The following is a 20,269-nucleotide window of genomic DNA, read 5'->3' as shown; positions in this document are numbered from 1 at the left end:
CGACGACGAGCCGTCCGTCACGCAGGAGCAGGAGGACGCCGCGCCGCGCGCCGGCGTTCTCGACCAGGATGCGCATGAGCGCGTCGAGCAGGCGGTCGAGGACGATCTCGCCCGAGATGGCCTGGGAGGCCTTGAGCACCGAGCCGACGTCGAGCGCGGTGGCCCCCAGGCCCCTCGCGCCGCGGAGGATCTCGCACGGGACGAGGTCGGGGTACGCGCGCTCGAGGCGCCGCATCGCCTCCGTCGCGCCCCATCGGCCGTAGGCTCTGTGCGCCTCGGTGAGGTAGGCGCGGGCGACGGTGGTCTTGCCGAGAGCGTGGAAGGAGAGGCCGGCGAGCTCGTTGGCGAGCGCCTCGTCGTGGAGGTAGCCGCCGCGCTGGGCGAGGGCGATCGCCTCGTCGTAGCGATTCCACGCGGCGAGCGTGTCGCCGCCGGCGCGCTCGAGCTCGGCGCGGAGCAGGGCGCTGCGGTGCCCGAGGTTCTCCGGGCAGAACTCCGCCCAGCGCGAGAGTTTTTCAGCAAAGATCGCCGCGCGGGCGAGGAAGAGCGTGCGCTCCTCCGGGGAGACCACGTCTGCTGCCCGCGTGAACGCGACGCCGGCGTAGAAATGAAACGCGGGGATGCCTATCCAGCCCGACAAGGCCGGGGTCTCGATGTTGAGCGGGAGCGCGGTGCGCGCCGCTTCCTCGAACGCGCCCTGGAAGACGCCGAGAAGAACGATGTAGAAGTTGGCGAAGAAGAGCGAGCCCTGGTTATCGATCCGGCGAGCCTCCTCGATCTCCTCGTCGATGTCGACCCACGAGCCCTTGAGCTTCGTTGGGCACGCGGTCTCGACCGAGAGCTGGTGCGCGAGCTGTCCGGCCGCGGCGAGGATCCAGGTGATGGCGTTGAACTTGTCGAGCTTCCGTATCGGCTGGTAGCTCCGCACCTCGGCGACGAGGTCGGAGAGCGGGATGCCGCGCAGGAGGCTGTTCGTGATGGTGTTGATCGTGGTGTAGAACGCCCAGATGTATTGGCCTGTCTCCAGCCCGGCGTGCATCCCCGCGAGGAGCGACTCCTTGCAAGCGGGGTAGCCCTCTCTCCAGTGCTGCACGAAGGCGCCCCACATGTCGCGGAGCATCGCTTCGGACTTCTTGTCCGTGTGGCGCTGCGAGAGGTCGATGGCGGCGCGGCCGAAGCGGTAGCCGAGCGCGATGTCGCCACGGCCGCAGAGCAGTGCCCCGAAGTGGATGCAGCCGAAGATCGCGTGCTTCGACAGCCCGTGGCGCAGCGTGTTCTCGACGAGCTTCGCCAGCGTGATACCGAGGTGGTTGGGGCTCAAGAACCAGCAGGGGGAGTAGAGCTCCTGGAGCACGTCCTGCATGGCGCAAAGCTCCGGGTCCGTGAGCGGCGGCAGGCCTGGCAGCGCTGAGAGCGTCTCTTCCCGGACGAGCGCCATCGTCGTCCGGAACTGGGCGTCGACCATGGCTTCGTCAGGGAACGCGGGCAGATCGAGCCCGAACGCGCGCAGGGCCGCAAGCCCCTCCGCGAGCGCGGCGGGCAGGTCGTTCTTGAGCACCTGCACGTTCATCTTGAGCCGCAGCACCTCGGTGCGATCGAGCCGGCTCGCGGCGTGCTCCAGGCAATCGGAGAGGAGCGCGAGGGCGTCGTCATGCCGGCCGCAGAGCGAGAGCATGAGGCCGATCTTCATCGCGTACTCGAGGCGGAGCCGGTACTGCGACGTCCAGGCGTCCTCCGGAAGGCGCGGGAGGCTGAGCTCCAGGTAACGCAGGGCGGCGCCGAAGGCGGCCGCGTCCTCGGCGCGGCAGGCGGCCTCGAGGCTCATGCGGGCGAGGCGCAGGCGCTCCGCGGGGTCCGACACCAGGTCGCCTGCGCTGTTCAGGTGGCCGACGACGTCGAAGAGGTTCTGGCTCTCCGAGAGGTCCAGCTTGCCCGCGAGCAGCCGGCCGATCCGGAGGTGGAAGGCGGGCCGGTCGGCCACCGGGATCATGGCGTAGGCGCCCTCCTGGACCTTGTCATGGGCGAAGCGGTAGCCGCCGCGCCCGGCGCCCACGAGCCCCTCGCTCACGGCGGGATCGAGGCGGCCATATGCTTCTTCCAGCGAGCACTCGCTCACCGTGGCGAGCACGTCGAGCTCGAACCGGTTGCCGATCGCCGCAGCGAGCTTCAGAGCAGCCTGGGTCGTCGCGGGTAGCCGCGCGATGGTGCGCACCATGAGGTCGACGACGTTGTCGGTGTACGCGAGCGCGTCGATCCTGGCGAGGTCCCAGCGCCAGCCTGACCCGGCTGCATACGTGAGCACGCCGTGGTCGTGCAGCGACCGGACGAACTGCTTGACGAAGAACGGGTTGCCGCCGGTCTTCTTCAGCACCGCATCGGCGAGCGGCCCACAGTCGCTGCGCTTGAGGCTATCCGAGAGCATCTCGAGCAGGTGCGGGCGCGCGAGCGGGGCGAGGACGATGTCGCACACGGCGAGCCCGGCGCGCTCGAGCTCCTCGATGGCCATGACGAACGGGTGCCCGGGCGACACCTCGTTGTCGCGGTAGGCGCCGCAGAAGAAGAGCGCCTCGAGCGAGTCGTCGGCGAGCAGCTCGCGGAGCAGCCCGAGGCTCGCGGGGTCGATCCACTGCAGATCGTCGAGGAAGAGGACGAGCGGGTGCGCGTGCCGCGCGAACACCGAGACGAACAGCAAGAAGCAACGGCACAGGCGGTTCTGCGCCTCGAGCGGATCGAGCGCCGGGACGGGCGGCTGCGGGCCGAGCACGTGCGAGAGCGAGGGGATGACGTCGCAGACGACCTGCGCGTTCGGCCCGAGCGCCTCGAGGATCGCGCTCCGAAAGCGGAGGATGCGCGCCTCGCTCTCGGGGAGGATCTGCCGCACGAGGCCGTCGAACGCCTGGATCACCGCGCTGTAGGGCGCGTCGCGGTTGTACTGGTCGTATTTGCCGCTCGTGAAATAGCCCTTCTGCCGCGCGAGTGGCTTCAAGATTTCGTGCACGAGCGAGGACTTCCCGATCCCCGAGTAGCCGGAGACGAGGACGATCTCACGGCTCCCCTCGAGCGCGCGCTCGAACGCGGCGGTGAGCGCCTCGATGTCATGCTCGCGGCCATAGAGCTTCTGGTGGATCCGGAAGAGGTCCTGACGATCGCGCAACCCCGCGACGAAGGGCTCGATCGTCCCCGTGCCCCGCAGGGCCTCGCGGCAGCGCTCGAGGTCGGCGAGCAGGCCCTCGGCGCTCTGGTAACGCTCCTCGGCGTTCTTCGCGAGCAGCTTGAGCACGACGTCGGAGACGGCCTCGGGGATCGTCGGATCGACGCAGGACGGCGGCGCGGGCGCGAGGGCGAGGTGCGCGTGAATGAGCTCCATCGGGTCCAGGGCCTCGAAGGGGCGCTGACCCGTGAGCATCTGGTACAGGATGACGCCGAGCGCGTAGAGGTCGGTCCGGTAGTCGACGCCGCGGTTCATGCGGCCTGTCTGCTCGGGGGAGACGTAGGGCAGCACGTCGGCGATGACCGCCGGCGCGTAGAGCCGTTCGTGCGCGTGGGTGACCTCGGCGTCGACGCCGAAGCTATTGATCTTGACCGCGCCGCGCGCGCCGACGAGCACGTTCTGCGGGCGCAGATCGCGGTGGACGAGCCCGGCCGCGTGCACCACGGCGAGACCTTCGGCGAGCGCAGCCGCGAGATCGAGCGCCTCGCCGACCGGCATCCTGCGTGATGGGCGCGCGGCGAGGATCCGCGCGAGATCGCTGCCCGGGAAGTCCTCGAGGGCGACGATCAAGGAGCCAGCGAGCGCATCGACGCCGCGCAGCGCGACGAGGCGGGGCGAGGCGAGGCGCGCGATGCGCTCGTACTGGTGCTTGAAGCGCGCGACCTCGGCGCCGGTCGCTCTTTCCGCGCGCAGGATTTTCAGCAAGACCGGGACGCCGTCGCCCTCGCGGCACGCGCGGTACAGGGTAAAATCGGCGGCTTCCTCGATCTTCTCGCGGAGCGCGTAGCCTCTCCCGACGATCATCGAAAACCTTGCTCGCTCGCCCGTCGAGGCGACGCACTACGACCAGCTATTTTTATATCCCAAAGGGGGTGACTTGGCACCGGCGGAGTTTGGCCCACGCAGAGCTCGTGCGACTCTTGGGTGTGCAGGCGCGTGAGGTCGTCATGAAACTCCGAACGCCACCCTTTCGTCCGGACGCTCGGCGCACGCCTTGCGCAGCCGCAGGCGCACAAATGACGCCCCGTCGCGTTTTCGGCCTTCGCCCAAGCCTCCGCCGTCCCCGCTGGCGTTGGGCGTGGGGGCAGCTTCACGGTTGCTTCCAGCAACAGGGGCGGTGTCGCCGTTTGGCGAAAGGTCAACATTGCCGAAGCGATGGAAAGCTTTCGCCTGAAGAATCGATAACGAGATGAAACGGCTCGGAATTCTGGTCTGCGTCGAGGCTGGGCCGGCGCCCTTGCCCTCAAGGGACCACGACGGGAAGCTCGATCGCGCAGGGGGCGGAGAATACCATCGAGCGCGGTCCCTCGGCGGGGACGCGCTCGAAAGTGTCGGCATCGGCGCCGGCCAGCGAGACCCGCAGCGACGATCCACGCGGCAGCTCGAATGCGATGGGCCGCAGACGCACCTCGACGGCGCCGCCACGAATGCGCGCGACCCCCTCGGTGAGCAGCCGCATGGGCCCTTCCGCGAGCTTCGCCTCGAGGTAGGCGAAGAGCGCGGATTCATCCCCGTCCGGCGTGACCTGGCAGCGCAGCACCGGCGCGCCGAAGACCGATAACGTATCCGTGAGCGCCGCATGGTCGAAGGACGAGAGTCCCCGGGCCTTCGCGCGGTCGCCCGTATCGACGGGGCGCAGGAGGCCGGTCACCCAGCGGTTCTTCGTCCCCGTGGTCGCCTGGAAGTCGACGTCGAGCCGCGCCTCGAGCGGCGCCGCGTCTCGAACGAGCTTCCCTCCCGAGGCCAGCGAATACGTCGCGGGGCGCGTCGTGGGCCACGCGTCCCCCTCGCGCCACACCTCCGCGCCGGCGACCCAATATCGACGCTTCGGCGCGGGCGGAGCCGCTCCTTTCAAATGGCGGTCGAAGAACGCGACGACGTCGTCGATGTTCACCGCGGCGCCCGCGCGCGGGCCAAATGGGCTCGCGGACTCGTTTCCCTCGTGCGTCCACGGGCCCATCACCGCCTCGACGAGCGGCATCGCGCGATCGGCTCTCGAGACCGCGTCCGCCGTGGCGCCGTCCCAGAAGCTCCCCCAGAGCCCCACGGCGGCCTTCGTCTTCGCGAGCCTCTCTGCGTGAGCGGCCGGGCCGACCTTCGCGATCGGCACGCCCGCGAAAAGATCCGAGGGGCCGCGCACATCGACGACCGCTCCCGCGACGTCGGCCACGCGCCTGGCGCCGAGGATCCCGGCGAGGCCCAGGCCTTTTTCGTCGCCGTCGACGGGATGAACGCCGGTCACGACGTATCTCGCGGGCGCGGGAAAAAACGCTGCCACCTGATTCCTGTCGAGGCCAGCCACGTCCTTGCCCCACGCGGCGACGAACGACGTGTTGCGCACGCCGCCGGGCGCGATGAGCTCGTCGAGCAAATCCCACTCGACCTCGCGCACGAGCACCGCCCGGAGCGCGGGGTTCGTCGTCGTCGCCGACAGGAGCGCGGTCGTCCCTTCGTACGAGACGCCCGTCGCGCCGACGCGCCCGTCACAGAATGGCTGCGCCGCGATCCATGCGATGAGATCGCTCGCATCGGCCACCTCGTCGTCGGACCACGGGCGCGGCCAGGTCCCCTCCGACGCGCCCGTGCCCCGGACGTCGGCGATGACGACACCATACCCCGCGGCGACGAGCCTATCGACCGAGGCGTCGCGCGGGCCGATCGGCGGCACGCCGGGCTGATCGGGGAAGCGCGTCGCGAAGCTCCGCCAATAACGCGTCTGAAAGAGGACGACGGGTACGCGCTCGGCTGGCATGGGCTCGGGGAGGATGACGTCGACGGCGAGCTTCACGCCGTCTCGCATGGCGACCTGCGGGCGGCTGACGCGGGCCTTTGGCCTCTCGGGCTGCACGGCCATGAGCACGCCCGCGGCGATGGCGACGAGCGCCACGAGCACGCCGAAGACGACCCCGACGATCTTGAGGACACGTTTCATGACGAAGCTCCCAGTCCGACGCCGAGGACGCCGGTGATCTCGTACGTCAGGCGCTCGGCCTCCTCGGCGCTGACGTCGCCGAGCAGCCCGTCGGTGATCATGCGCGCGAGCCCGTACGTGAGGGCTTGCGCGGCCAGCATCCCCGCGCTGCGGGAGACGAGCACGGGGCTCGACACGCCCTGGTGGTCGCGCCCGAGCACCTCGTCCATGGTCTTCTGCGAGGCGGCGGCCATCTGCTGCAGGAGCGGCGACGCGGCGACGACCTCGGCGTGGGTCAGCGCGCGAAAGTAGCCGGGCTCCTCCACGGCGAAGCGCACGTAGGCGATGCCGCGCGCGCGCTGCTTCGCCAGCGGATCTGCGACGCAGCCCGCCGCGGCCTCCATGCGCTCGAGCAGGCGTCGCGCCCCCTCCTCGGCCACGGCGACGAGGAGCGCGAGGCGGCTCTCGAAGTGGCGAAACGGCGCGCCCCCGGTCACGCCGAGGCGCTCGGCCAGCGAGGACACCTTCAAGGCGTCGACGCCGTCCCTGGCCACGGCCACGGCCGCGGCGTCGATGAGGGCGCGCCGCAGATCGCCGTGGTGGTAGGCGTCCGCGGACTTCTTCTTGATCCGTCTCCTCACAGGCATGGGCGCACGCTCGCGTCGGAAGTAAGTACGACTTACTTATCGAGTAAGTCGTACTTACACAAGGTCTCGCTGCGAGACGTCGCGGTCTTCGAGGACCGCTCAGCCGGGTCGTCGCGGGGTGGGGGGGGCGCATACGCATGAGCGAAGGGCCGTAAGGACGTAACCGAACGCTCGACAGGGGCACGGGCGGGTTGGGTATCGAGCCGCGAAATGAGCAAGTCCGGGGCACCGATGCGGTTCAATCACGCAGACGGCAATACGGGGAGGAGCGCAAGCGCGCATTGCGCTCCCGCAGCAGACAGCCGATTCTTGCCATACCACGTGACCGTGGAGCATGGCCTGTCGTACCATCTCGAATTGCCATGGACTCACCCATATCACCTCGCGCCGGTTCGTTGCTCCTCCCGCTCGTTCCCCTCCTCGGGCTGCTCTCCGCCTGCGGTACCCCCGAGACGCCCACGCTCGCCACACCCGCGCATGGAGGGCCCCTCGACGGCCCCTCCGATCCGCCGGTGCTCGACCTGTTCGTGTCCCCGGAGGTCCCCCTGGACACCCCGGTCCTTTCGCCGGCGCCCGGATCACGCGCCCAGGCTGCGTACGGCAATGGCCAGTACCTCGTCGCCTGGTCCGACTTCCGCGCCTTCCGGCACATCCTCTATGGCGCGCGCCTCGACGCGAGCGGGACCGTCCTCGACACCTACGGCATCCCCCTGCTCACGAACGTCATCACGGACCCCTACCTCGGCTGGCCCTACCGACCCGCGGTGGCGTTCGACGGGGCGAACTACCTCGTCGTCACGTCCGAGAACAAGCGGATCCGGGGCGTGCGCGTGAGCCCATCGGGCGCGCTCCTCGATCCGGGCGGGTTCGACGTCTCCGCCGCCGGCGTCCCCGCGGGCACTCCGGCGATCACGTTCGACGGGACGAACTACCTCGTCACCTGGCGACGCATCCCGACCCAGGCGATCCCCATGGCGGGCCTGTATCACGCCCGCGTCACGCCGGGGGGCGTGGTTCTCGATCCCGGCGGCGTCCTGGACTTCGAGGCGCCCATCTGCGGCGAGGTGGACGCCTCGTTCGATGGGACGAACCATTTCGTCGCCTTCACGGACGAGGTGAATCACCAGGTCCGCGCCGCGCGCCTCTCCCCCCAGGGCGTGCTCCTCGACCCTGCCGGCCTCGACGTGAGCCCCTTCGGCTCAACCTCCTGCGTGCCTTCCCCCGCGGTGGCCTTCGACGGCCAGAGTCACGTGGTCGCCTGGCGAGGGTACGACGTCGCCACCGAGAAAGCGCTCGTCAAGGCGACCCGCGTCACGCCCCAGGGGGCCCTCCTCGATCCTTCCGGCATCGTGCTCCATGCGGAGTTCCAGGAGTTCGAATCGTACGAGCGCTTCGACGCTGCGGCCGACGGCGCCGGTACGATCATCGCCTTCAGCGGCGACGGCGCGGACGACGGCGGCGGTTTCTGGCTGTCGCCGAGGTGGACCGCGATCGACAAGAACGGCGGGATCACCCTCCCGACCCAGAGCATGCAAGGAGGAGCGGTCGACGTGGCCCTCGCGCCGAACGGCGCCGGCGCGCTGTTCACCTACACGTCCTGGCCCGATCTCAGCGATCCCGACGGGATGTACGCGCCCGTCGCGGGGATCCGCCTCGGCGCCGGCGGGGCGAAGCTCGATCCGACGAGCCACGCCATCACGCAGCACGGGCACGCGGAGGAGGTGCGGGGCGCGGCCTCGAACGGCACGATTTCCCTGGTCGTCTGGACCGATGCGAGGCCGCCGCACACGGACGGCCTTGCGCTTCATGCCGCTCGCGTCGGTGCGAGCGGGGCCGTCCTCGATCCCGCCGGAATCAAGATCACCGATCAGACGGCGGACGAGGTCGCGGTCACCTTCGACGGCGCGAATTTCGTGGTCTTTTTCGTTCGCCGGCACCAGGACAACAACAACCCCTTGCAGGCCGTCCGGGTGAGCCCGCAGGGGGTGGTGCTCGACGCCGCCCCCGTCGTGGTGCCGATCTGCATGCAGGGGAACTACGGCTTCCCGGCGGTCGCCGCCTCGGACGGGCAACGGACGCTCGTCGTGGGCCGTGGTTGCGACCTGGCGACGTATGCCCTCGCCACGGTGGCCCTGGATCAGAACCTCGCCCCGCTCGGACCGACGGTCGCGCTCGGGCCCTACGACCACACGGCGCCCGTGCACGAGCCCCAGGTCGCGTGGAATGGAACGAATCATCTCGTCATCTGGAATGACTCGTCGAGGGTCTATGGTCGTCGCGTGAGCTCGCAGGGGGTGCTCCTCGACGCCGCTCCGTTCGAGATCGTCCCCGAGGGGCCGAGCCACCGGATGAACCGGCTCGCGGCGGACGGGACGAACCATTTCGTCGTCTGGCAAGACGAGTCGCAGCTCCGCGGGACACGGGTGAGCCCTGCGGGTCAGATCCTCGATTCGCAGGGGATCCCGCTCGCGCAGGTGGACGATACCTGCCAGGCGGTGGAGTGTTGCCGGTTCGGGTGGAGCTCGTGTCCGGCGATCGCGTTCGACGGGACGAACTACCTGCTGGCCTGGCGCTCCATGACCGTGCCCGGCGATGTCAGGTCGACCGATCTTCACGCCGCCTCGATGAGCCCCGAGGGCGCGATGGGGCCGACCTTCTTCCTGTCGCAGGCCCCCGAGCACGAGAGCCCGGCGGCGCTCACGGTGGTGGGCGGGAAAGTGCTGGGTGCGTATACGCGGTTCGACGCCAGCCCGCCTGCCAGTGCCCGCCGGGCGTTCGTCCGGGAGATCGATCTTCAGGGTATGGGCGGCGGAGGCGGGACCGGAGGAATGGGCGGCGCGGGCTCGGGGGGAACGGGCGGCGGAGGCGGGACCGGAGGAATGGGCGGCGCGGGCTCGGGGGGAACGGGCGGCTCAGGCGGCTCCGGAGGAATGGGTGGTATGGCCGGGGAGGGCGGCGCCGGCGACGATGGGGGGGTGGGCGGCGGGAACTGCGACTGCGAGATGACTGCCCCGACGAAAGCCGCGCCCTCCTCCTGGCTCCTCACGCTCGCCGGCTTCGCGTTCCTGCGGCGCAGGGGGAGGCTCGCCCGCCAGAAGGGCCACGTAGCCTCGCGCATGCTCGCCCGCCGCTGAACCCGCCCCCGCTACTGGGACCTCGGGGTCAGAGACTTGTGCGCAATACCTGAGGCCTCCTCGAGGCCAGGTCACACATCCGGGAAGCATCCCGAGCGCCGCCGAAACGAATGACGCGCGCCCTACTTGCTCACCTTCGTCGGATCCCCGAGGGACGCGTTGAGCGCCACAGCCGCCTTGGTCAAGCGACGCGCCTTCGTCGAGCTCACCGAGGTGTCCTCGCGGATCACGAGCGTGGCCATTTCGTATTTGCCACCTGGCTTCAAGCGCTCCTCGACGTCGAGCAAGCGCTTTCCTCGCCAGAAGCCGAACAGGACGCGCTCGGGCTCGGCACGAATGAGCAGGACAGGACCATTCGACGAGTACACGAGGTGCCCCCACTTGATGGCCTCTTCGAGCTTGGCGCTCGCTCGCACCGAGGCTCGAAGACTCTCGACGCATGTGCGCTGCCAGCCTTCGAGAGATGCGACATACGCATCAGGGTCGGCAGCCGGCAGTGATTTTTTCATGTCTCCCCTCCGGGCCGCGCCGCGGCTACGAGCGGTAGGCCTCTTCCAGCGCCGCGATGTCGAGCTTGACCATCTTCAGCATCGCGTCCGTCACCTTCTTCGACCGGGCCGGATCGGGGTCGCGCATCATCTCGTCGAGCACGGCGGGCACGATCTGCCACCGGAGGCCGAACCGATCGATGAGCCAGCCGCAGGCCTGCGGCCGACCGCCCCCCTCGAGGAGCGCGTTCCAGTAGCGGTCGAGCTCCGCCTGGTCGTCGCAGTTCACGACCATGGAGATCGCGTCGTTGAACTCGTGGTGGGGCCCGGCGCTGATCGCCTGGAAGCGCTGTCCGAGCAGCGTGAAGTCCACGACCTTCACGGAGCCCGGCGGCCCGCTGGGCGTCTCGCTCCGGAGCTCGGTGACATGATCGACCCGCGAGTTCGGGAAAATCGAGGCGTAGAACCTCGCCGCCTCCTCGGCCTCCTTGGCGTACCAGAGATGCGGAAAAATCTTCGTGCTGCCCTTCACGGCCATACCGTTCCTCCTTCGCCACCTTGGACCCCCCGCCAGGGCGAAACTCATCGGTCTCGGTCGTTTTTTTTTTCCGAGGAGGAGGACGATCGGGGGGCCTCAGCGCGGGATGCACTGGGCGCTCTTCTCCATGAACCTCCTGACCTCCCAGCACTTCTTCTCCACGTTCCACGAGACGTCCGCGCCGAACCCGATCCGATCGAGGACACGAGCGCCCTCCGGGACGACCTCGATGAGATCGTAGTCGGGGTTCACGAACGCGAAGCGTCCCTCGCCCCGGATCGCCGTCCTCTCGAAGCTCATCGCCTTGGCGTCGAACCATGCGATCGGCTGGAGGCTGCCTCCACGCGGCAGGCGCACGATCCCGCCACGGTCCACGGCGTCCGCGACCGGGAAGACGCGATCCCCATTCTCGAAGAGGAAGGGGGGATTGTGCCCATGATCGGCGAACGCCCCGAGCCGCTCCGGCGTGACGTCGAGCGCCGGCGTGGCCAGCGAGACGCGCCGGACAGCCGTTTCGTTCGCGCTGTGGGTCGTGAACACGATGTCGTGCTCGCCGAAGCTCGACTCCCATTCCTCGACGGCGTCGAAGTCCGGCGAACGTAGCGCAGCGTCGCGCTCGAGACGGACGACCGCATCGCCCCAGAGGAAGGAGGCCTCGCCGCGGGCGCCGAGCGCGGCGCGGACGCGATCGCTCGGAAAGCCGAGATTCTCGGCCACGGGGAAGCGCCGTGCGAGCTCCTCCATGCGCATGACCGCGTGGGGGCGCATCGCATCGACGGGCCCGGCGGTGACGTCGATGGGATTGCCGAGGCGAGGGGACTCCGTGCGCGCCGCGTCCACCACGACGGCCTGGGCGCCCTGGACGCTGAGCACGCGATCGAGCACGGCGTCGTAATAGAGGTCGCCGTCGCTCCAGGTGTGCGCGATCTCGACGATGATGAAGTCGGTCGACTTCAGCGGGTACCGGTGCACGAACCGCTCCGTACCGCGGTCCTGGATGATGAGCGCCGCGACGTCCGTCAGGTACGCGACGCGCGTGTCGTCGAGCGGGACGACGGCGATCGCATCACTCGACTCGTTCGGAGCTCTCTTCGCCGTCCACGGTGCGCCGCGACCGTCGAGGGGAACGACCGTCGCGCCGTTCCTCGCGGCGGAGGCGACCGTCGGCCGCTGTCGGCATGGACGAGGATCCACTCGGGATCGGCGAGCAGGTGGAGCGAGCGAGCCACGTGGCGGCCGAAGCCATGTCCGGAAGGCGCGGCCCAGACGGTCCCTCGCTCGACCAAGCCTTGTCCTTGCGGGCGCCGGATGCCCCGAAGGCTTTCCCGGCGCTCGGGAACGAGGTCGACCTTGCCCTCTGGAAACGGCAGCGAGGCGGGCGGGACGGGAAGCTCCGCCACCGACGCGGACGCGGACGCGGTCGGCGCTGATGCGGGCTTCCCGCGGGTCAACGCCACGACGGTCAGCGAGACGAGCAGCAGAAGAGCGAGGCTGCCTGCGAGGTACAGGGCGAGTCGGTTCATTTCGCGGCGATACGGTGGAAGAGCGACGAGGAGGCATTGTGCCGCCGGTCGAGGCCGCTCGTCCACGCATCCTTGCGCGGGCTCACCTTCCTCTCACCGCATGCCCGACGCGCGGAGGACTTGCTTCTTTTCGGCGCGCCGCACGCCGAGCTGCGACAGCCGGAGCGGCGGCTCCCTCGGATCGGGGTGCACGATCCGCCCCTCTCCGTCGATCGGCGCCGATGCCGGCTCGTTGCCCGTGATCTGCTTGAGCCCGTAAAACCCGTTCATCGCCGCCGACAGCATCATCCCGCCGCGGCTCAATTGCCTGGCTCCGCGCGCGAGCCGCTCCATCACGAGCGCCGGCGAAAAGGCGCGGTTCCAGAGCCGCCGGTGCGCCGCGAGCAGCTCCTCGGGGGTCATCTTCGCGGGCCGGAAGGCCACCCCATAGCCGCTGTAATGGGGCCAGTCGCGCTCGGTGAGGATCCGGCCGTCGCGCAAGTGCTCGTCATAGAGCGGCGTACCGCGGAACGGCGTCAGCACGCTCAGGAAGGGCACGTCCACGCCCACGGCGTTGAGGCGATCGGCGGTCGCGACGATCGTCTCGGCCGTTTGATCGTCGAAGCCCGAAATGAAGCCGGCCATCACGCAGATCCCCCGGTCGTGGAGCCGATCAATCGCGTCGCGGTACTCGCGCACCCGGTTCTGGCGCTTGTCGACGCTGCGCAGATCCGCCTCGTCGAGGCTCTCGATGCCGAGGAAGATGCCAATACATCCGGACCGCTCCATGAGGTCGAGCAGCTCCCGATCCTTGACGATGTCGATCGACGCCTGCGTCAGCCACCACCGATCGAGGCCAATCATCGCGTGGAGCAGCTCCTTGGCCCAGCGGCGCTGGACGAGGAGGTTGTCGTCCCAGAACCAGGCGACCTTGTCCTGCCAGAAGCGAGGGAATCGCGTGGTCGCGATGTCGCGCACGACGTCGTCGACGGGACGCACGCGGAAGCCCGGGTTCAGGTCGGGCACGGTGCAGAAGCTGCACGTGAAGGGGCAACCCCGCGTGGCCTGGAGGACGCGCGGGACGAGGAAGCGGTCTTCGAGCAGGTCATACCGGGGCGTCGGCAATCCAGCGAGCGGCACCGGCTCCCCGCGATACACGCGGCGCGTCGTTCCCCGCTCGATGTCGCGCAGCACCTCGGGCCACACCGACTCGGCCTCGCCGGTGACCACCACGTCGACGTGCTCGAGGGCCTCTTCGGTCCAGTACGAGACGTGCGGGCCGCCAGCGATCACGGGCACGCCGAGCGCGCGATAGCGATCGGCAAGCTGATAGGCGCGGCGGGCGAACCCCGAGAAGAACGAGAGGGCAACGACGTCCGGCGTGGCATCGACGGGGACAGGGCGCACCTGCTCATGAATGACCTCCACCTCGTGCTCGGACGGAGTGAGCGCAGCGAGGTGGATTCCCGTCACCGGCGGGACGAAATGCCATTGATGACCGCGCCGGTACCGGGGCACGTAATCGACGACGATTCTCACCTTCATCGTAGGACTCCTCGGAGGGCCAGGATTTGAGCATTGATCTCTTCCTTGGGCCGCCGCGCCGGGGCTCTGCCCCGGACCCCGCGGGGGCTGTCCGCCCCTCGACCCGGACCAGGCACGGCCTGGACCGAGGGTGGAAGAACTGCGCTCCGCGCAGTTCTTCCAACGGGCCCGTTGGAAGACCAGGGACAGCGTTGCCGATCGAAAGGTCAGCGCGGCTGTCTTGGTTGGCAGGGGTCGTTCCTCGGCCTGTTCGATGAACTGCGCGGAGCGCAGTTCATCGACCCCGGGTCCAGCGCTTGCGCTGGTCCGGGTCCAGGGGCGGATAGCCCCTGGTGGGGCCTGGGGCAACGCCCCAGCGAAACGGCTTCCAGATGAGACCAATGCTCAAAGCCAGGATAGGTGCGATCGCCTGGTTCGCCGCCTGAAAGTGCGTGAGCGGTCGGCCTTCGGGCGCGAGCGGGCGCTTCGATGCGTCGAGCGGTCTCGCGTTCCGCCTCGTCGTGAGATCGGCTATCACGATCTCGATGACGGCGAGTGCGGTTGGGAGACCAGAGCAGTTCTCCGAGTCCCTCGTGATTGCCACGCTCCGCGCCCTTGCTGCGCCGCGCCGCCTCGTGCCGATCCTCGTGGTCATCATCCCGCTCCTCATCGCGCAGGCGCGGTCGGGCGGCTCGGCCACGCTCGCGGTCGGGTTCGCGCTCTGCGCCTCGTTCACGCTGCTCGCGCCGGTCTCGTGGCGTGTGATCGCCGCCGAGCGCGCCACGCTGCTGCGCGTCCTCGTGTATGCGGCGCTCGGGGTGATCGTGGTCTTCGGCATCGGGGGCGTGATCCCCCGCTGGTTGCGGCTCGCGCCGAGTTTGCTCACTGCGCCGTGGAACCTCCTCAGCTCGCTCGCGCTCTACTGGGTCGGGGGCTGGGGGCTCGGCCGGGACATCGATCTCGAGGTGCGGCTCGTCGCCCAGCGGGAGCGCGCCGAGAGGCTCGAACGCGAGGCGGAGCGCGCGCAGCTCCTCGCGCTCCGCGCGCACCTCGATCCCCATTTCCTCTTCAACACGCTCAACGCCATCGCCGAGTGGTGCCGCGTCGACGGCGCGGTCGCCGAGGAGGCCGTGCTGCGCCTCGCGTCGATGCTGCGCGCGATCCTCGCCGGCGTGCGCGCCGAGTGGTGGCCGCTCGAGCAGGAGCTCGCGCTCGTGCGTACCCTCTTCGAGCTCTTTCGCCTGCGCGATCCGGCGCGGTTCACGGTGGCCCTCGAGATTGATCCGGACGCCTCCTCGACGCCGGTGCCGCCGCTCGTGCTCCTCTTGCTCGCGGAGAACGCGATGAAACACGGTCCGGGCGCCGGGCACGAGGGCGAGGTGCGCCTCTTGATCCGACGTGCGCCGGGCGCGCTTCGCGTCACGCTCTCGAATCCAGGCGCGTACGCGGGCCCGAGGTCGGGCAGCGACGGATTGCCCACCGTGGAGCGCCGGCTCGTGCTGGCCTACGACGGGCGCGCGCGCCTCTCGATCCGCGGCGAAGAGGGCCGCACGCGGGTCGATCTCGAACTCCCGGAGGTGACCTCGTGAATGCGCTGCGGGTCCTCGTGGCCGACGACGAGAAGCTCGCGCGGGCGCGCCTGTTTCGGCTGCTCGGCGCGATCCCGGACGTGGTGATTGCGGGCGAGTGCGATCGCGGCGACGCCGTGCGCGCGGCCCTCGGGCGGGGCGGCATCGATGTGATTCTGCTCGATATCGAGATGCCCGGCCTCACCGGGCTCGAGGCGATCCGGCTCCTGCCCGAGCCGCGGCCCTACGTGATTTTCTGCACCGCGCACGCCGAGTATGCCGTCAGCGCGTTCGAGGTGGGCGCGGTCGATTACCTGCTCAAACCCGTGGAGGCCGGGCGGCTGCAAGTCGCGATCGAGCGCGCCCGCCGCGTCGCCTTGGCTGCGAAGACGGATGCCCCCCGCGCCGCGGCGCGGCGGCTCGCAATCGAGACACGCGAGGGCGTGTTGCTCCTCGATCCTGCGGAGATCTCGTTCGCCGAGCTCGACGGCGCGCTCGTCACGATCGTGGCCGGTGGGCGGCGCGTGATCACCGTCCTCTCGCTGGCCGCATTGGAGGAGCGCCTGCCCGCGGGCACCTTCGTCCGCGTCCACCGCCGCGCGCTCGTGAACCTCGATCACGTGAGCCTGCTCGAACCCACGCCCTCGGGCGGTTATCTCGCGCGCACGAAGGACGGCCAGGCCGTCGAGGTCTCCCGCCAGGCGGCAAGGGAGCTGCGCCGCGCGCTCGGTCTCGCCCGCGGCGCGGGGGGCGACGAGGCTTGAGCCGCGACAACTCGACTCCCCCTCCGAGACCTCCCGAAAGCCATCGGCGCAACGTCAATGTCGACGCGCCGACCTTCCCGCGCCCTCCGGCTGGAGATGAACGTATCTACGGACACCTCCCCGAGGACCTTGTCTGACAATTCATGTAGGTGATTCTACATCCCGGAGCACTCGCGAAGGACCACGAAGACCGTCCCCCCTCTTGCGGTACGCTCATCCTTGTGCCCGCGAAGGGGGACAGCGCAAACGCTGTCCCCCTCCCCGTGATTGACGAGGCCCACTATTCGGGCGGTTCGGCACCTCGAGCCGACCGCGGCACGATGTCACATAATCTGTTCCAGAGCGACCTGCAGGATTCGCAGGCGGCGGCAGGGAGGCAGCCGGGGCAGTACCTCCTGCTGGATCCCGACGGCGGGGTGCGGTAGAACCTGCAGCTGTTGCGCGTCATCCTGACGGCCCCAACCCTCGTTCCTGCGTAGTAATCGCAGCAGTACGTACCCGGCGGCTGCGCATCCGCACGCGGCGTGATGAACGCGGACACGAGTCCGAATGCACACGCTATCCAGAGGGCTCCCTTTCTCCGCTTGGTCGTTTGCATACCTTCCCCCTTTCCTGCCAGTCCAGGATGTATGATGGCGATTGGATGTGCCTCGGACCGCCGATTCGGCGGCGAGGAACATCCGCTGGTATTGCAATGACGAGGCCGTTCGTGAGGTTTGGCCGAGGTTTACCAAACAGGCAGAGCGTCGCAGAGTTCCTGGGCGGCATGAGCCGAGAACTCTCACAAGCGCGTGCAGACCACGCTCAGCGCAGGGCTCGGTGCGTGTTCAGGTCGCCCGCCGCGGGCCGAAGCGCGCGGACGCGTACTCGGGCGCCTGAGCGCACGCTCCGCGACCATGCGGCTCCCTCCTCGGCCCCCCGACTTGCCCCCGGCGCCACGGCAGAAGGCTCCTCAGCCCGGTGAGCAGGCCCGCCGCGTCCCCGCAGGACCGCACGCAGCCGCCTGAGTGAGCCTCCGCATCCTCGACGAACCCGTACGCAGCCGCCTGAGTGAGCCTCCGCATCTCAACGAACCCGTACGCAGCCGCCTGAGTGAGCCTCCGCATCATCGCCGGCGCCCCCGTCGGACGTCTGAACCCGGGCCCGCACGTCGGCAGGCGCTCCGGGGCATGGGTGTCATCTCGAAGCCGCCTCGCAGCCCAGACGCGACACGTATGGATCCTCCTGGCGATGGCTCCCGTCATTGCGTCTCCGCGGGAGCCTCCCTCACCATGCGAAAATCATAGAGATCGACCCTCGGGCAGCGGTATGTTGCTCTCATCTCCGTGCCTACCCTGCTCCGCGTCGGAACTCCCGGCTCACGCTTCGCCCTCGCCTGGATTGCGCTCGGCGGGGCCCTCGGCCTCGGCGGCGGCTGCACCTGCTCGGGCTCGGACCCGACCGCCGTCGACGCGGGCGCCGCGTCGCCGTCGGCCTCGGTCGCCGCCGCTCCTTCCGTGACGACGCCGCCCCCCGCCACGAACGCCCAGTCGATCGGCCCGCGTCAAGGCGCAGCGCTCGCGCGTGGCGTGGGCGAGGACGCGCTCTACGTCGCGGACGAGGATCACAACGTGCTCCGGCGCGTGGCCTTGCCGTTGTCGTCGGCGGGGACCGGCACGGCCCTCGAGATGCCGGGGCCGCCCGCGCAGGTCGTGACCTTGCCCGGGCGCGTGCTCGTGACCATTCGCGATCCGGGGCTGCTCGTCGAGCTGCGCGTCGAGCCCGGCGGGTCGCTCGCCGAGACCTCCCGCGTAAAACTCCCGGCCGACGCCTGGGGGCTCGCGGTGACGGCGGATCAATCGCTCGCGATCGTGACGAGCGCATGGACGCACAAGATCAGCGCCGTCGATCTGCGCAGCCACGAGGTCCGCTGGACGGTCGACGTCGCTCGGGAGCCGCGGGGCATCGCGCTCCGGAAGGACGGGCAATCCGCGTACATCTCGCATCTGACCGGCGGGCCGCTCACCCGGATCGACGAGCTCGGCAGCAGCACGCCCACGGTCCGGCGCGTCGAGCTACCTCCGTCGCCGCTGCGCACGCCCGTGGGAAAGACGCTCAATGCGTCGCTCGGGTATGCGATCGCATTGTCCCCCGACGAGAGCCTGCTCTTCGCGCCGCGGCACGCGCTCGGCGCGCTGGGGGAGATTGCATGGTTCGGGGCGGCCACGGTCGACGTGCTCGTCACGGGCTCGGACAAGCCTCTCGCGCCGCTGCATCGCGACCACACCACGCTGATCCGGGCCGTGGGGGAGGGGCCGGCGCCCGAGCTGCAAATCCCCGGCACGAGCCTCGCTCCTCTCACGCAGCCGCGCGCGATCGTGTATCGACGCAGCACCGACACGCTGCTCGTCGCGGGCGAAGGTGATGATCGGCTGGTGGAGCTCGACGCGCTCGCGGTCGATCCGACGCTGGCCGTCGTCGCCACCTACGAGGTGGGCGCCGAGCGGGATCCCGCGCTGGGAATCGCGAATCGCGGCGGGGCGCCCGCGGGGGTCGTGCTCTCGGAGGACGAGGCGACGGCGTTCGTCTTTTGCGGCGCGACGTACGATCTCGCCGCCATTCCGCTCGCGCCGCACCCGTCGCGCGGCGCTTTGAGCAACGAAAAGGCGCCCGCGCCGACGCTCGTCCGCCTCGCGGACGATCCGCTCGGCGGCGACGCGGCCATCGGCCGGCGGCTCTTCTACAATGCCACGGACCGCTTGATGAGCGGAGGCCTCGGCTGCGCCGGCTGTCATCCGGAGGGGCGCGACGATGGGCACGTGTGGCACGAGGCGAAATTCAATACCGAGGACGGGACGAACGTGAATTTCGTGGGCTCGGCCGAGAACGTGCCCGAGACCGATCGCACCCGCGGCGTGCCGCGCCGGACGCCGATGCTCGCGGGTCGCGTGAAATCGCCCGGTCCGTACGGCTGGGTCGGCGAGAGTCCCGATCTCCTGGCGCGGCTGCGCGCGGGGTTCGGTCTGCACCGCTGGGGAGGCGTGCCGAAGCACGAGCCGCAGAACCTCGACGCGCGCGCCATGCGCATCGTCGCCTTCGTGCGGGCGGGCCTCCGGCCGCCGCCGCGCGAGCCGCGCACGCTCGATGCGGTCGAGCAGCGCGGGAAAGAGATTTTCATGAAGGACGCGGTGCAATGCGCGCGTTGCCACGTGCCCGAGACGGAGTACACGGATCGGCAGGTCTATCCGCTGCCGAGGCTCGCGCGCCAAACCGATTTCGATGAATTGAAGACCGGCGAGCTGCGCGTCCCCTCGCTCCTCTACCTCGAAGGCCGGGCGCCGTACCTGCACGACGGGAGCGCGGCGACGCTCGAGGAGCTCCTCGCGAAGAACAACGATCGCATGGGAAAGACGAATCAACTCTCGAGGGAAGAGAGAGACGCGCTCGCCGCGTTCTTGCGCACGTTATGAGAGCCATCCCCCTCCACCTGCTCGCGCTGATGGCGGCGGCGACCGCGTCCTCGCCGGCCCCGGCACAGGCCCCGCCCGCCGCGTCCGCGTCGGCGGCGGCGCCGGGCGAGGCGGTCCCGCTCGACGTGGATCCGCCGGGCAACGAGAAGACGAAATCGCCCACGTTCGACGAATGGGCAAAAGCGACGAAGGTCCGGCTGACGCGCACGGGCCCCGCCGCGGCGCCTTGCACGGCGTACCGCGTGCGCGAGTGGCTCAAGGTGCGATGCCTCGGGACGAAGCCGCACGCGATGGTGGTGCTCGGCGGGGACGCGGCCGAGGTGTCGTTCTGGATCGATCGCGACGAGCGGCAGGGCGGCGAGGTGCAATTTCCGATGCGGCGCGGCGATCGCCGCGTGGTGCAAATCTGGACGGGCGGGGTCGACGCGGCGGGGGTTTTCAAGGCAAGACCCTCGCTGGTCATTCAAGAGCATTGGCTGGACGATCGCGCGGCGCCCACCGTGACGGCGATGTGAACGGCGGAGACGCGGAGG

12 protein-coding genes are annotated in these 20,269 nt (G+C 69.7%); 5 read left to right on the top strand and 7 right to left on the bottom strand.

Annotated elements, in window-relative coordinates; all coding sequences use genetic code 11:
• From QHF83_RS12215 to QHF83_RS12205, 3 genes are all read right to left on the bottom strand, one after another.
• A partial coding sequence (locus tag QHF83_RS12215; RefSeq protein ID WP_282417966.1) for a serine/threonine-protein kinase PknK occupies positions 1 to 4,015 on the bottom strand: 4,015 nt, incomplete at its 3' end.
• Between the two features lie 439 nt (positions 4,016 to 4,454).
• A complete protein-coding gene (locus QHF83_RS12210; RefSeq protein ID WP_282417965.1) occupies positions 4,455 to 6,143 on the bottom strand; it encodes a CocE/NonD family hydrolase in 1,689 nt (562 codons plus the stop codon).
• The gene (locus QHF83_RS12205) at positions 6,140 to 6,769 is read right to left on the bottom strand and encodes a TetR/AcrR family transcriptional regulator (protein WP_282417964.1); all 630 of its coding nucleotides are present in this window, start codon (positions 6,767 to 6,769) and stop codon (positions 6,140 to 6,142) included. The genes QHF83_RS12210 and QHF83_RS12205 overlap by 4 nt, the downstream gene beginning before the upstream one ends.
• Before the next feature lie 362 nt (positions 6,770 to 7,131).
• Here QHF83_RS12205 and QHF83_RS12200 point away from each other — a divergent pair, with 362 nt between their 5' ends.
• Positions 7,132 to 9,903 carry a hypothetical protein gene (locus QHF83_RS12200; protein WP_282417963.1) on the top strand — a complete coding sequence of 924 codons (2,772 nt, stop codon included), beginning with the start codon at positions 7,132 to 7,134 and terminating at the stop codon, positions 9,901 to 9,903.
• A gap of 122 nt (positions 9,904 to 10,025) precedes the next feature.
• Here QHF83_RS12200 and QHF83_RS12195 read toward each other — a convergent pair whose 3' ends face one another.
• The 4 genes from QHF83_RS12195 to QHF83_RS12180 form a co-directional block, all read right to left on the bottom strand.
• Complete coding sequence (locus tag QHF83_RS12195) at positions 10,026 to 10,412, bottom strand: DUF1801 domain-containing protein (RefSeq protein ID WP_282417962.1); 387 nt, start codon at positions 10,410 to 10,412, stop codon at positions 10,026 to 10,028.
• Between the two features lie 25 nt (positions 10,413 to 10,437).
• Positions 10,438 to 10,929, bottom strand: a complete 492-nt coding sequence (locus QHF83_RS12190; protein WP_282417961.1) for a VOC family protein — start codon at positions 10,927 to 10,929, stop codon at positions 10,438 to 10,440.
• Between the two features lie 96 nt (positions 10,930 to 11,025).
• Entirely contained in the window at positions 11,026 to 12,123 is a 1,098-nt protein-coding gene (locus QHF83_RS12185) for a hypothetical protein (protein WP_282417960.1), read from the bottom strand.
• Positions 12,124 to 12,545: 422 nt separating this feature from the next.
• On the bottom strand, positions 12,546 to 13,976 hold the full coding sequence (locus QHF83_RS12180; RefSeq protein WP_282417959.1) for a radical SAM protein: 1,431 nt from the start codon (positions 13,974 to 13,976) through the stop codon (positions 12,546 to 12,548).
• Between the two features lie 524 nt (positions 13,977 to 14,500).
• Here QHF83_RS12180 and QHF83_RS12175 point away from each other — a divergent pair.
• From QHF83_RS12175 to QHF83_RS12160, 4 genes are all read left to right on the top strand, one after another.
• Positions 14,501 to 15,544: a histidine kinase gene (locus QHF83_RS12175; RefSeq protein ID WP_282417958.1), complete on the top strand. Its 1,044-nt coding sequence runs from the start codon at positions 14,501 to 14,503 to the stop codon at positions 15,542 to 15,544.
• Positions 15,541 to 16,287 (top strand): LytTR family DNA-binding domain-containing protein, encoded by a 747-nt coding sequence (locus tag QHF83_RS12170; RefSeq protein WP_282417957.1) that lies wholly within the window; start codon positions 15,541 to 15,543, stop codon positions 16,285 to 16,287. Before QHF83_RS12175 ends, QHF83_RS12170 begins: the two co-directional genes overlap by 4 nt.
• A 1,325-nt stretch (positions 16,288 to 17,612) precedes the next feature.
• On the top strand, positions 17,613 to 19,736 hold the full coding sequence (locus QHF83_RS12165) for a c-type cytochrome (protein WP_282417956.1): 2,124 nt from the start codon (positions 17,613 to 17,615) through the stop codon (positions 19,734 to 19,736).
• Positions 19,733 to 20,251: a hypothetical protein gene (locus QHF83_RS12160; protein WP_282417955.1), complete on the top strand. Its 519-nt coding sequence runs from the start codon at positions 19,733 to 19,735 to the stop codon at positions 20,249 to 20,251. The genes QHF83_RS12165 and QHF83_RS12160 overlap by 4 nt, the downstream gene beginning before the upstream one ends.
• Positions 20,252 to 20,269 lie beyond the last annotated feature (18 nt).

This window comes from Polyangium sp. 15x6 (assembly GCF_029960785.1).
GTDB lineage: Bacteria > Myxococcota_A > Polyangia > Polyangiales > Polyangiaceae > Polyangium.
This window is presented reverse-complemented; position numbering and strand designations above follow the sequence as displayed.

Coding starts and splice junctions, on each gene's coding strand:
- QHF83_RS12195 (WP_282417962.1), bottom strand. CDS start 10,412: ATGAAAAAATCACTGCCGGCTGCCGACCCTGATGCGTATGTCGCATCT.
- QHF83_RS12190 (WP_282417961.1), bottom strand. CDS start 10,929: ATGGCCGTGAAGGGCAGCACGAAGATTTTTCCGCATCTCTGGTACGCC.
- QHF83_RS12180 (WP_282417959.1), bottom strand. CDS start 13,976: ATGAAGGTGAGAATCGTCGTCGATTACGTGCCCCGGTACCGGCGCGGT.
- QHF83_RS12160 (WP_282417955.1), top strand. CDS start 19,733: ATGAGAGCCATCCCCCTCCACCTGCTCGCGCTGATGGCGGCGGCGACC.
- QHF83_RS12175 (WP_282417958.1), top strand. CDS start 14,501: ATGACGGCGAGTGCGGTTGGGAGACCAGAGCAGTTCTCCGAGTCCCTC.
- QHF83_RS12200 (WP_282417963.1), top strand. CDS start 7,132: ATGGACTCACCCATATCACCTCGCGCCGGTTCGTTGCTCCTCCCGCTC.
- QHF83_RS12205 (WP_282417964.1), bottom strand. CDS start 6,769: ATGCCTGTGAGGAGACGGATCAAGAAGAAGTCCGCGGACGCCTACCAC.
- QHF83_RS12210 (WP_282417965.1), bottom strand. CDS start 6,143: ATGAAACGTGTCCTCAAGATCGTCGGGGTCGTCTTCGGCGTGCTCGTG.